Source organism: Rhodococcus sp. 008 (assembly GCF_001682295.1).
Taxonomy (GTDB): domain Bacteria; phylum Actinomycetota; class Actinomycetes; order Mycobacteriales; family Mycobacteriaceae; genus Rhodococcus_F; species Rhodococcus_F qingshengii.
Genome location: NZ_CP012749.1, coordinates 1698704 through 1712008, shown reverse-complemented (window position 1 = coordinate 1712008; position 13305 = coordinate 1698704). Strand labels below are relative to the sequence as shown.

The window sequence follows — 13305 nt, the reverse complement described above, 5'->3', positions numbered from 1 at the left end:
TCACTGAGTGAAATTGCAGCTGTTCAGAGGAGTGATCGTGGTCGAGGGTGGTCTCAATCGTCACTCACCTCAGGAGCTCTCTGTATGTCTTCTTCACGCACCCAGGTCGGAATCGTCGGTGGTGGTCCCGCCGGGTTGATGCTCTCGCATCTGTTGCATCTGAAGGGAATCGATTCGGTTGTCCTGGAATGCCGCACCCGCGAAGAGGTAGAAGGCACCATTCGTGCCGGCGTGCTCGAACAGAACACGGTTGATCTCATGGTCGAGACCGGACTCGGTGATCGACTGAAGCGGGAGGGCCTCGAACATCACGGAATCGAGTTGCGATTCGGTGGACGAGGGCACCGAATCGCGTTCGACGAACTGACCGACGGGCGAGCAGTCACGGTGTATCCGCAACACGAGGTGCTCAAGGATCTGATCGCGCGGCGTCTCGCTGACGGCGGGGACATTCGATTCGGAGTGTCCGACGCGCAAGTACACGATCACGAATCGGATCGCCCGAGTATCACTTTTGTCGACTCGGACGGAAATGATCAGAAGCTCGAGTGCGCCCTGGTGGCCGGTTGCGACGGTTCACGCACCGGAACGCGAAAGCTGATTCCCGAACCGTCGATCCGAACGGATCATTTCCGCCAGTATCCCTTCGCGTGGTTCGGCATCCTGGCCGAGGCGCCGCCGTCGTCCGAAGAACTGATTTATGCCAACCATGAGCGCGGGTTTGCACTGATCAGCACACGGACGCCCGAGGTACAGCGTCATTACCTTCAGGTCGATCCGGACGACTCCGTGGACAACTGGTCCGACGATCGAATCTGGGACGAGCTGCACATGCGCGTCGACGGTGAGGGGGCGGAGATCAAGGACGGCAGGATCTTTCAGAAGTCGATCCTCCAGTTCCGCAGCTTCGTGTGTGAGCCGATGCAGCACGGCAACCTGTTTCTTGCAGGGGATGCGGCGCACACCGTGCCGCCGACCGGCGCGAAGGGAATGAATCTCGCGATCGCCGACGTCTACGCACTGGCGAAGGCAATGGACGGTTTCTTCACCTCGTCCGACCGAAAGATGCTGGACGGGTACACCGAAACGGTGTTGCCGCGTGTGTGGCGGACGCAGCACTTCTCGTGGTGGATGTCGTCGATGCTCCATCGCTTGCCAGACGACAGCGGTTTCGGGCATCGCCGACAGTTGGCCGAGTTGGACATGGTCACGCGTTCGGTGGCGGGACGAACGCTGATCGCCGAGAACTACGTCGGAACTCCCTTGCATCAGTAGGCCGATTCGCAGGTTGCACGGTGCGAAATCAGGGGGAGTGGGGTGCCAGGTGTCACCAGGACCCCGAAGTTCTTGGTATGTGTCCGCCTGGCGGGAAGCCGCCGAGCCGAAGTAGCGGGAGCTTTGTAACCTCGAACACGTCCTTGTCCAACCGAGGGTGGCTGATGCTTCGACCGCACTGCGGGGGAGTTGTCGTATGACTGAGCGTTGCAAGAAGTGACTGTTCAGGATCCACTGTCTCCCAAGCCGATCGGTGCGAACCGACTTCGAGTCATCGAGGCACTTCAGTCGCTCCGGCCAACTGAACAGAGGGATCTTCCGATGAAGTTCAGCCTCGCCGTGGCTATGATTCCCCTCTCTCAACTCGTTGCACTTGCGAAAGTGGCCGAAGAATGCGGCTTTTCTTCGATCACGATGCCCGACTCACTGTTCTTTCCCGAGCGGGGCGCTACCGGGTATCCGTATACCGCTGACGGTGTGCGGATGTGGGACGCGAAGACACCATTTGTAGACCCCATGATTGCCGCGGCCTTCATGGGACCCGGAACGTCGAAGATTCGCTTTTATCCGCAGGTGCTCGAGCTCAGCTCACGCAATCCTCTGCTGCTGGCAAGCCAGGTGGGGTCGGTCGCGAATCTGACAGGAGGCCGCTTCGGTCTCGGGGTCGGTGTGGGCTGGGCGCCAGAGGAATTCGAGTGGTGCGGCGCTTCCCCCAAGGATCGAGGCCCGCGAGTCGACGAGATGCTCGAGGTACTGCGACTGGTTCTAGGCGGCGGTATGGTCGAACATCACGGCAAGTTCTTCGACTTCGACAGGCTGCAGATGAGCCCGGCGCCGGTCGATCCCGTCCCCATCTACATCGGAGGACATTCCGCGGCCGCATTGCGCCGTGCAGCGCGAGTGGGTGACGGTTGGACCTCGGCTACAGTCTCTTTCGCTGATCTGCAAGCTCTCATCGCGAGGATCGGCGTCCTGCGGGTCGAGTACGGGCGCGCCGAGTCCCCGTTCGAAATTCAGGCCGTCTGCGCCGATCGCTTCGGTCTCGACGGCTCCCTGGAACTGGCCGATAGCGGAGTGACGGAATCGATCGTCATTCCTTGGGCCATGTACGGCCTCGGGTTCGACTGCGACCTGGAAGCGAAGAAAGATTCGGTACGCAGGTTCTCCGAGGAAGTCATCTGCAAATTCTGAATTCACGTAGCGCACCCGTGCTGCAATGACCCGTGTGCGGGGATCAATCCGTATGCGGGCGTTGCGGCTCCAACATCCGTTCGCGCAGACTGTCGTAGATAGGTGCCGACCCTGCCGACGTGGTGACGAATACCGCTGCCGCAGTGGCAGCGAGCATCGGGACCAGCGTCGACGTCACCGCGGTCATTTCGACCACGATCACGATGCCGGTGAACGGTGCGCGTACTACGGCGCCGAAGAAGGCCGCCATACCGACGGTGGCCATAGTGACCGTGAGCCCGGCGTCCACTCCGGGCACGAAGCTCGACAGTCCGGTGAAGATCGACCCCCAGAGCGCGCCGAGAGCGAGTAAGGGAGCGAACAGTCCGCCGGGAGTTCCAGCGGCATACGAGAGCGGGCCGGTGAAGAACCGAACCACCAAGTACAGCAGCAGGATCGGCAGTACGAAGGTCCTTCCGCCGACGATCATCTGTGCAAGAACGTCGCCGCCCCCACTGGCCAACGGGTCGAGGAACAGCGTCAGGCCGATGACGGCGCCGATCGTTGCGCCGATGACAGTCGGTGGGATCTTGTCGAGCCGTGCCACGATGTCGAGTAGTCCTAGAATCAGGCGGTTGTACGCAATACCCAGTAGCCCCGTGAGGATTCCGAAGACGACGAACAGTGGCAAGAATGCGAGTTGCGGTGTCGGGACGGTGCCGACCTCGAAATCGGGTTGATCACCGATGACGATCCGTGCACAGCCCACCGCCACTGAAACACCGAAAAGCGTTGGCAGCACGGTGCGCAGCCGGAACGAGTGCGTCACCTCCTCGCAGACGAACAGTGCCCCCGCGATCGGCGCGTTGAATGCGACAGCGAGACCTGCTCCGGCCGCGGATGTTTGCAGCATGGCGACGTCGGGTTCGGTGAGGCGGGCTCGCCGTCCCGCTTCTGCTCCGATCGCCGCACCCATGTGTACGGTGGGGCCTTCACGGCCGAGAACCAGACCGGAGCCGATCGCCAAGAGGCCGCCGATGAATCTGGCGGGCACGAGATTGATTCCCGGCGGTTTCGCTTCACCGCGGGACACCGCCTCGACGTGCTGGATGCCGCTTCCCTTTGCGAGGGGCACTCGTCTGACGATCAGTACGGCAAGTACGGTGCACAGGGCCACCAGGAGGACCGGCACGAGCCACCCGACGTACGGAACGTGATGCGCCCAGTTCACGATCGCCTGACGAAGTTCGTCGGCCCTGATCAGACACCAACGGAACGCGCCGCCGACAAATCCGACCCCGACGCCGGCGACCGCAGCGAGTAGACACAGCAAACCCAGTCCGCGGTCGGAGTCACGCGGTTCGGTGCCGCCATCGTCCTCGGTCATCGTGATCAGCCCTACCTGATGGTCACAACTCGCGACAGGTGAATTGAGCTTCCTCACCTTGGACGGTAACCCATCGCGCTACCCGCAGGGTCGGATCGAGGTTGTGCAGCCTGGTCACAATTCGACAAGCAGGCTGATTCCGAGAACTGCCATCATCACGGCGATCAGAGCATCGAGAACCCGCCACGCGTTGGGTTTCGCAAAAAGCGGCGTCAGCAGACGTGCGCCGTAACCGAGGGCGCCGAACCAGACCACACTTGCCGTGATGGCACCGGCGGCAAACCACCAACGTCCGATCTCGCCGCGACCGTTGGCGATAGAACCCATGAGCACCACGGTGTCGAGGTACACGTGTGGATTGAGCCAGGTGAGAGCCAATGCCATCGTGACGGCGGCAAGCCTCGACCCGTTGCCATGTCGATCCGGCGCCAACGTCTGGGGGTGAAGTGCCCGCTTGGCGGCGAAGAGCGCATAGCTGAGGAGGAAAACGGCGCCGGCGATACGAACGAACGTGATCATCGACGGTGCGTGTTCGAGGAGGGTCCCGATTCCGCTGACGCCCGCGAGGATGAGAATTGCGTCTGACAACGCGCACACTGCGACGATCGGGAGTACGTGTGATCGCGTCAGGCCTTGACGAAGAACAAACGCGTTCTGGGCGCCGATTGCGACGATCAAAGACAGTCCGACCCCGAAACCGACGAGGGCCGACGCAGGGTCGTTGGTGCTGAGCATGTCGTCGAGCCTGCCGCTCGGATTTCAGTCAGTCCAGCTAATGATTCTTAGGATGCATCAGAGTAGCTTCAGATTATGTTGGATTTCGAGCAACTGAGGGCATTGCACGCCGCGGTCGACGAGGGAACCTTCGAGGCGGCGGCGCGGAAGTTACACATCACGCCTTCGGCGGTCAGCCAACGAATCAAAGGTCTCGAGACCTCGGTTGGCCGGATCCTGGTGCAGCGCACCAAGCCCATCCGGGTCACCGATTCGGGGAGAGAAGTCCTGCGTCTTGCACGTCAGATAGACGCTTTGTCGCGTGACACCGTGCGAGAGCTCGGCCTTGAAAATGGTTCAGGGATGTTTGCACGTGTCTCGATCGCGGTCAATGCCGATTCGCTGTCCACCTGGGTTCTCGGGGCCCTCGCGGAGTTCACGCAAGAAGTCGGTTTCGATTTTCATCTCGACGATCAAGACCACACCACTGAACTACTGCGCGACGGTTCGGTCATGGCTGCCGTCACCTCTGTTGCGTCACCGATTCAAGGGTGTACCTCCAGCCGTTTGGGCATCATGCGGTATCGGCCGATGGCGAGTGCGGAGTTCTGCCGTCGTTGGTTCGCAGACGGTGTCACGGCCGAATCCCTTTCGGAGGCGCCGCTGGTTGTGTTCAATCGCAAGGATCTACTGCAGGATCGCTACCTCGATCAAAAGGTCGGCCACCCCGCCGATCCGCCCCGTCATCTTGTTCCTTCATCGGCAGACTTCGCGGACGCCGTCAGGCGGGGATACGGCTGGGGATTGATACCGGACCTGCAGCGCGGCGACGACGATCGCTCCGGCGTGCTGATCGGATTCGATCCGGACTTCGTGGACGACGTTCCGCTGTACTGGCAGCAGTGGAAACTGTCGTCACCTGTCTTGCGCCGGATCTCCGAGGTGGTGACCAGACGCGCCCTCGAGGTGTTGCATCAGCCGTCGAACTGATGCATACCGTACGTGTGGTGTTGTGCTCAGGGAACAAAGAACCTGGACAAGTTGATCCCCTGGGACCGTTTCTTCGGCCGCAGGACGCCGATAGTGTTTTGAGTCACACACGAATGAAAGGTGCTGACTCTCGTGGCGAACATCGGATATCTGGCTTGGGATCTTGCAGAGAAGTACGGGCAGAAGCCGTGCTTGCGGGACGACCACGTCGAACTCACGTATGAAGAGTTCGCAGATCGCACGGAAGCTGTTGCCGCGCAATTGGCTGGACTCGGAATCGGCCTCGGTGACGTGGTGGCGATCATGCTGCCCAATCGCGTCGAGTTGCTGATCGCGATCATGGCTGCCTGGCGCATCGGTGCTGCCGCTACACCCATCAATCCGATGTTCACCGCGAACGAAGCGGACTACCAGATCGCGGACTCCGGGGCCGAGTTGGTCATCACCGCCACTGCCGACGCACCCTCGGGCGGCCGCGCAGTGTTGGCCGTCGAGGATCTGGCGACAGTGCCGCCGACCGATCCCCGACCCGGAATCGATGTTGCAGCAGACGATCTGGCGTTGCTCATCTACACCAGCGGCTCCACCGGACGGCCCAAGGGAGTGATGCTGACTCATGCCAACCTGCAGTTCATGGCTTCGTCGATGGGCAAGAACATCGGTGTTACCGGCGCGGATCACTGCCTGCTGATTCTGCCGCTGTTCCATGTCAACGCGATCTGCGTCAGCGTCTTGACGCCCTTACTTGTCGGCGGACAGGTGAGTGTCACCGGGAAGTTCTCGGTTTCGAGATTCTTCGACGACGTCGCGCGGCTTCGCCCCACGTATTTCTCGGCGGTGCCGGCAATCTACGCGATGCTGACCTCACAGCCGGAAGACCCTTCGATCGACACGTCGTCCTTGAGGTTTGCCGTGTGCGGTGCGGCGCCGATCAGCAAGGAACTCCTCGAACGCGCTGAGCAGCGTTTCGGTTTCGTGATCGTGGAAGGTTACGGACTCACCGAGGGGACCTGTGCGTCGGCCTGCAATCCTGTGGACGGCGTGCGCAAACTCGGTACGGTCGGCCCGGCGTTGCCCGGCCAGCAGATTGCCATTCTTGCCGAGGACGGAACCTTTGCGCCCGCCGGGACTGCCGGAGAGGTGGTCATCAAGGGTGGCAACGTGATGCGTGGCTATCTGGGGAAGCCGGAGGAGACTGCGAAGACCGTCAAGGATGGTTGGTTGCATACCGGTGACGTCGGAGTCCTCGACGAGGACGGCTACCTGACCCTGGTCGATCGCATCAAGGACATGATCATCCGTGGGGGAGAGAACATCTACCCCAAGGAGATCGAAAACTCGCTCGCTACACACCCTTCCGTGCTCGAGGCAGCCGTCATCGGCGCTCCGCACCAGGTCTACGGAGAGGTGCCAGTTGCCTATGTTGTCGCCTACCCCGATGCGCCCGTCACCGAAGACGAACTGCTCGAACATGTCACGGCCTTGCTCACCCGAGTAAAGGTGCCAGTGGCGATCTACGTCGTCGATGCGCTTCCCCGAAACCCGGTGGGCAAGATCGACAAACCTGGAATGAGACGAGCTCTGAGCGCAACTCCCGCTCACTAGTCACTTCCCCGTAGTACCAGCACAACTCGACGACGTCCGTCGAGTTGATCCGTCATGCCCACATTCCGTATTTCAGGAGCAAATCATGGGATTCAAAGAAGGAAACTTCCCTCCCGTCGATCCGGCAACGTTCATGGACAAGCCGTTTCTCGAGCGTCTGCGTGACATGTCCACGCACTGGGTGGATTACGGCTTCGGTACGCCGAAGATGGTCCACACCGTCTACATCATGAAACTGTTGTTCCTCTACCTGGCAGCTGGAACAGCCGTTGCCACTTTGACTTCCGGCCTCTCGTGGTTCGACATCGGATCGTGGTGGAACCAGCCGATCGTCTACCAGAAACTCATCATCTGGACGATGATGCTCGAGATGCTGGGCTTGGCAGGATCCTGGGGACCGCTCGCCGGCCACTTCAAGCCGATGACCGGTGGAGTTCTCTACTGGCTCCGCCCCGGCACGATTCGTCTGCCACCGTGGCCGGGCAAAGTGCCGCTCACCTCGGGTGACACCCGCACGGTGTTCGACGTCTTCATCTATGCCGCCGCAGTCGCCAATCTCCTTGCTGCCGCTGTTCTCCCCGGTGTTCACACCACAGGAATCGACTCGGCAATCGCTGACAATGCCGGACTGGTGCGTCCGACGGTCTTGTACTCCTTCCTGGTACTCATGGTGATTCTCGGGTTGCGGGACAAGGTGCCCTTCATCGCTGCCCGTAGTGAGCAGTACCTGCCGGCGATCTTCTTCTTCACATTCCTGCCGTTCGTCGACATGATCCTGGCGCTCAAACTGCTGATCGTCATGGTGTGGATCGGTGCCGGTGTCTCGAAGTTCGGTCGCCATTTCTCGCTGGTGGTTCCTCCGATGCTCAGCAATACCCCGTGGATCCCGTCGAAGAAGATCAAGCGCGCCCACTACCGGAATTTCCCGGAGGATCTGCGGCCTTCACACCTGGGCGGCGGCGTCGCACACGTGGCCGGAACGATGGTCGAAATCGTCACCCCGTTGATACTGCTGTTCTCGACGGACAAGACCCTCACGATCCTCGCCGTGATCCTCATGGTCGGATTCCATCTGTTCATCGCGTCGACCTTCCCGCTTGCCGTCCCACTCGAATGGAATCTTCTGTTCGCCTATGCCTCGGTCTTCCTGTTCCTGGGATTCCCGGCATGGGACGGCTACGGACTCGGCGCCATGTCCTCACCGTGGATCACCGCGGGAATTGTTGCAGCCCTTGCCTTCTTCCCCATTCTCGGAAACCTTCGACCGGATCTGGTGTCCTTCCTGCCGTCGATGCGTCAGTACGCCGGCAACTGGGCATCCGCGACGTGGGCATTCGCGCCGGGCGCTGAAGCCAAGATCGACCAGTTCATCAAGCGTCCGTCGCCGGATACGCGCAATCAGTTGATGACGATGTACCCCGAAGATGTGTCCGATGTCGTTCTGCATCAGCTGTTGGGCTGGCGTTCCATGCACAGCCAGGGGCGTGCGCTGTTCTCTCTGATGATCAGGCACCTCGGCGACGACATCAACACGTACTCACTGCGGGAAGCAGAGTTCATGTGCAACTCCATCGTCGCCTTCAACTTCGGTGACGGGCACCTGCACGACGCGAAGTTGATCGCAGCCATTCAGCGTCGCTGCAATTTCGCACCCGGTGAGTTCCTGGTGACCTGGATCGAATCGCAGCCCATCCACAAGGGAACGCAGGAGTACCAGGTGATCGATGCCGCTCTCGGTGTCATCGAACGAGGTACTTTCAAGGTCGCCGACGCAGTCGCCGAACAGCCGTGGTTGCCGAACGGGCCCATTCCGTTCGACGTTCAGTGGACACTGGACGTACGGGCCGACCGCGCGGCAACGGATCCGCAGGTTGTCTCCGAACCGAAGATGCGTACGAGGGTCAGCGGTAGCGAGCAAGAGGTGAGTAAGTGACAAAGGCCGTAGTCGTCGGCAGCGGGCCCAATGGGCTCGCTGCCGCGGTACACCTCGCACGTAGCGGTGTGGACGTGCAGGTGCTCGAGGCTGCCGACCAGATCGGCGGAGGCACCCGCTCCGGTCCGATCGACGTGCCGGGGTTGATCCATGATCACTGCTCGGCGTTTCACCCGATGGGTATCGGCTCGCCGTACCTGTCCAAGCTGGACCTCGAGCGATACGGGCTGATCTGGAGATGGGCAGACGTGGACTGCGCGCATCCGCTCGACAACGGGGACGCCGGGGTTCTGTACCGCTCGCTGGAGCAGACGGCTGCGGGACTCGGCGCTGACGGGCCTCGATGGCAACGCATGTTCGGTGACTTGTCGACTGGGTTCGATGCGCTGGCGTCCGATCTGATGCGCCCGATCGTTAATGTTCCGCACCATCCGCTGCGGCTCGCAGCTTTCGGTCCGCGAGCGCTGCTTCCGGCAACGGTGACCGCCAAACTGTGGAAGACGGACAAGGGGAAGGCGCTGTTCGGCGGGGTTGCCGCACACGCCTTCTATCCACTCAACCGTCCGGCCACCTCGGCGGTGGGATTGATGATCACTGCTGCTGGTCACCGCTACGGTTGGCCGGTTGCAGAGGGAGGTTCGCGGTCGATCACCGACGCGATGGCTGCGATGCTCCTCGATCACGGCGGCAAGATCGACACCGGCGTTCGGGTTCGTACGGCCTCCGAGATTCCGGACGCCGATGTTGTTCTGCTGGATGTCAATCCGGGGGGTGCGCTCGAAATTCTGGGCGATCGACTCCCTGGCCGAGTGGCGAGGGCCTATCGAAAGTTCAAGCAGGCTCCCGGAGCATTCAAGGTCGATTTTGCGATCGAAGGTCATGTGCCGTGGACCAATCCGGACTGTGCTCGGGCCGGAACTGTCCATCTGGCAGGTGGTTTCGACGAAATCGTGGCCGCTGAGCGTGAGACGAATTCAGGCCGTATGCCGGACCGGCCGTTCGTGCTCCTAGGTCAGCAATACCTGGCTGATCCCACCCGATCTGCCGGGAACGTTCATCCGCTGTATGCCTATGCGCACGTGCCTCACGGTTACGCCGGCGACGCTACGGAGGCGATCATCCGTCAGATCGAGAGGTTTGCGCCAGGATTCCGGGAGCAGATTGTCGCGACGTCGAGCAGTGGTACAGCTGACCTGGCAGAGGACAATCCGAATCAGGTAGGCGGCGACATCATCGGAGGTGCCAACACCGAACTGCAGGTTGTCTTGCGTCCGCGCGTCGCAGTCGATCCGTACAGCACGGGGATCGCGGGCACTTACCTGTGCTCGGCCTCGACCCCGCCGGGTGCCGGAGCACATGGAATGTGCGGGTACAACGCAGCCGAATCGGCTCTGAAGTACCTGCGACGAAAGGGTGCGGAAGTTCTGTGAGTAGTCCATCGCACAAGGAGCGAGGCGCCGGTGCGATACGGCGCCTCGCCCGAGTGCCTGCAGCCGCGGAGCCGGAAGTGCTTGCGGTGGTTGCCGAGTTGGCACGACGACTCGACGAGCGCAGCGCCGACATCGCGCGCGAGATGGCCTTCATGATGGCTCACGAAATCGACCAATTGGATGCAGACGCCAAATTGCTCGAAATGCTCGAGGCCAGCGTGCAGGGAAACATCACGACGATCATCCACGTATTGGCCAACGACATTCCGATCGATCATCTCCAACCCACCACTGCTGCAGTGGAATACGCTCTGCGTCTGGCGCAGCGGGATGTCCCGTCCAACTCCCTTGTCCGGGCCTATCACATGGGCCAAGGCGATCTGATGCGGATCTGTCACGACGAGATCAGCACACTGGATATTCCGGCGCGACTCACTTTGGCTGTCCTGAAACACACTTCGGACGTGGTCTACAGCTACATCGACTGGATCACGCTCTACGTCTTCGACGCGTACGAGCGGGAACGCAGTCGATGGATGGCAGCGCAGGGAAACCTCCATTCGGCCGCAATCCACGCCCTCCTGTCCGGCGCCAACGCAGATACCGCTGCTTTCGAAGCGGAGACCGGGTACCGCCTCGGTCAGAACCACGTCGCCCTGGTGGTCTGGTCGACGTGGGATGCCGACGTCATGGGCATCAATACGCTGGACCGACTCGTACGTGATCTCGGCGCAGCGGCGGGAGCGGACAAGCCGCCGATCATCACCGCCATCGATCGGCGCACGGTGTGGGCGTGGCTGCCGTTCGGTCGCCGGGTGCCTGCGCCGGATCCGGAGGTTCTCGCGGCGGCAGTGCCGTTGGACGGCGGGGCGCGGGTGGCAATCGGACTGCCGGGGTCAGGGGTCGACGGTTTCAAACGGTCCCACGAACAGGCAACCGCCGCCTATTCGGTTGCTGCCGTCCCGGATACACCGCAGCGACCTGTGGTGAGCTTCGGAGACCGCGGCGTCGCTGTGGTTTCACTTCTGTCCGAGAACATCGATTCGACGAAGTCATGGGTCTGGGAGGTGCTTGGCCCGTTGGCGGAAGATACGCCCTCTGCTGCATCCTTGCGGACGACGTTGAGTGTGTACTTTGCACATGGTGAAAGTCATCTGCACACTGCCAATCACATGAATCTGCACCGGAATACGGTGAAGTATCGCATCAACAAGGCGCTCGGCGATCCAGTTGCTGCCGGCCGAGACAAGTTGGATCTTGCTCTGGCCCTGCAGGTTTGTGAGTTGTTGGGTAGATCGGTCTTGCGCCCGGCCAAATCGTCGTGAGTTGTGGACGCGCCACGGCCTGTGGGCTCCGTATCGGGTTTTGATGTCCGATGCGGAGCCTGGCCGTGTTCTGTTGTCGCCAAAGAGGTTTGACCCCTCAGGTTTTGAAGGTGGTGTTCGCCGGCCTGGGTTGCTGTCCGGGGTCGATCGAGGGCGGCGGGACGAACCAGGGTTTGTTGTCGGCGCCGATTCGGATTTCCCATTTGCCGACGAACCCGGATTTCCGGTGCATCAGTCGGTGATGTGAACGGCACAGCAGGACCAGGTTGTTCATCACCGTCGGGCCGCCGTTCGCCCAGTGCCGGATATGGTGCGCATCCGTCCAGGCCGGTACACATGTGCAGCCCGGGAACGCGCAGCCCCTGTCTCGGGCGATCAACGCCACTCGCTGTTCGGGGGTGACCAATCGTTTTCCGGGTTTCGCATCGAGCGGTGCGCCGTGATCGTCGAGCAGGACGGTGGAGAGGAAGCAGTCGCAGCCGAGGAGTCTGGTCTGTGACACGGACAGTGGTCCGAGCCAGGGCATGTGCCCGACATCAAGATCCGACAGAGACTCTTCACCATCAGCAGTGGAGGGTGTTGCGGCGCAGTCCCGATGCTCCGCCAGATCCCGAGCATTGATGTGCACATTCACATGCGGACGCTGACCACCATCGGTACCGGTTTTCGCGCAGTCCAGGTAACGCCGGATCAGTTCGGTGAACCCGTCCGCGGTGCGTTTCGCCGCCGACCGGGCATCCGGCGTCCCATCCGGTGCTGGGGTCGGCATCGTCAGATTCGACAACGCCGACAGCAACATTTCACCGGTGAGGGCATCGAAATCACCACGCACCACCACTCGACCGTTCAAGGTCGACGCGATCCGGAGCTCGTTGAGATCGACATCTTCGGCGGGCGGGATCTCATCCGACTCGAACAACCGCTCCAAGGTCGCGATTACGTTCCGCACCTTCGTGGTCGTCGCCTCCACCCCCGATGCCGCAGCCAACAACAAATCGATGCACTTCGGTAATGCCTCCTCCGGCATGCCTTTCGGCGGTGACTCGCAGAACGCCACGATCAACACGGCATGCTCGAACGAGCAGTCCCCGCCATCGAAGCCTGCCGCCACCGCCGGAAATGGCCGCAAAGCTGCACCCAGGGCGGCGATCTTCTTCCCGTCCCGAACCTGCAGCATCGTGTTCGCCGCCAACCACGCACCCACACCGCGGCTGGCAATCACCTGATCATCGGAACGCAACGAAAGTTCGTCGACCACCGCCACTCGAACGGCTTCGAGGCGCAGAATCTCGGCACTCGCTTCGACAGCAGCAGCGCGTAACTCAGCAGCAGTCAACCGCCACAACCGTCCGCGTAACCCCACCGCAGAACCAGACACCACATCCGACAACAAGACAGTCATTGAATCCCCCGATCCCCTCCCCAAATCATATTCGAATATGTGTTCGAGTCAAGGGGTTATTCACCAACGAATCG

10 protein-coding genes are annotated in these 13305 nt (G+C 61.3%); 7 read left to right on the top strand and 3 right to left on the bottom strand.

The features are described from left to right. Positions 1–84 precede the first annotated feature (84 nt). Both AOT96_RS08125 and AOT96_RS08120 read left to right on the top strand, forming a co-directional pair. Positions 85–1275 (top strand): 4-hydroxybenzoate 3-monooxygenase, encoded by a 1191-nt coding sequence (locus AOT96_RS08125; RefSeq protein ID WP_007730544.1) that lies wholly within the window; start codon positions 85–87, stop codon positions 1273–1275. A gap of 321 nt (positions 1276–1596) precedes the next feature. Next, positions 1597–2466 (top strand): TIGR03619 family F420-dependent LLM class oxidoreductase, encoded by an 870-nt coding sequence (locus tag AOT96_RS08120; protein WP_065352786.1) that lies wholly within the window; start codon positions 1597–1599, stop codon positions 2464–2466. Positions 2467–2509: 43 nt separating this feature from the next. Here the strand turns inward: AOT96_RS08120 and AOT96_RS08115 are convergent, their stop codons facing one another. Both AOT96_RS08115 and AOT96_RS08110 read right to left on the bottom strand, forming a co-directional pair. Next, on the bottom strand, positions 2510–3832 hold the full coding sequence (locus AOT96_RS08115) for a ClC family H(+)/Cl(-) exchange transporter (RefSeq protein WP_065352785.1): 1323 nt from the start codon (positions 3830–3832) through the stop codon (positions 2510–2512). 114 nt (positions 3833–3946) lie between these two features. Next, on the bottom strand, positions 3947–4567 hold the full coding sequence (locus AOT96_RS08110; protein WP_042451547.1) for a LysE/ArgO family amino acid transporter: 621 nt from the start codon (positions 4565–4567) through the stop codon (positions 3947–3949). Between the two features lie 75 nt (positions 4568–4642). On the opposite strand from AOT96_RS08110, the gene AOT96_RS08105 reads away from it, so the two are divergent. The 5 genes from AOT96_RS08105 to AOT96_RS08085 all read left to right on the top strand — a co-directional run bounded on the left by AOT96_RS08105 (position 4643) and on the right by AOT96_RS08085 (position 11829). Beyond that, on the top strand, positions 4643–5536 hold the full coding sequence (locus tag AOT96_RS08105; RefSeq protein ID WP_065351554.1) for a LysR family transcriptional regulator ArgP: 894 nt from the start codon (positions 4643–4645) through the stop codon (positions 5534–5536). Positions 5537–5668: 132 nt separating this feature from the next. Further along, entirely contained in the window at positions 5669–7141 is a 1473-nt protein-coding gene (locus tag AOT96_RS08100; RefSeq protein WP_042451673.1) for a class I adenylate-forming enzyme family protein, read from the top strand. A gap of 85 nt (positions 7142–7226) precedes the next feature. Continuing rightward, positions 7227–9074: a DUF3556 domain-containing protein gene (locus AOT96_RS08095; RefSeq protein WP_065351553.1), complete on the top strand. Its 1848-nt coding sequence runs from the start codon at positions 7227–7229 to the stop codon at positions 9072–9074. Beyond that, complete coding sequence (locus tag AOT96_RS08090; protein WP_065351552.1) at positions 9071–10504, top strand: phytoene desaturase family protein; 1434 nt, start codon at positions 9071–9073, stop codon at positions 10502–10504. Before AOT96_RS08095 ends, AOT96_RS08090 begins: the two co-directional genes overlap by 4 nt. Beyond that, positions 10501–11829, top strand: a complete 1329-nt coding sequence (locus tag AOT96_RS08085; protein WP_442978602.1) for a PucR family transcriptional regulator — start codon at positions 10501–10503, stop codon at positions 11827–11829. The genes AOT96_RS08090 and AOT96_RS08085 overlap by 4 nt, the downstream gene beginning before the upstream one ends. A 97-nt stretch (positions 11830–11926) precedes the next feature. Here AOT96_RS08085 and AOT96_RS08080 read toward each other — a convergent pair whose 3' ends face one another. Further along, on the bottom strand, positions 11927–13231 hold the full coding sequence (locus AOT96_RS08080) for an HNH endonuclease signature motif containing protein (protein ID WP_065351551.1): 1305 nt from the start codon (positions 13229–13231) through the stop codon (positions 11927–11929). Positions 13232–13305 lie beyond the last annotated feature (74 nt).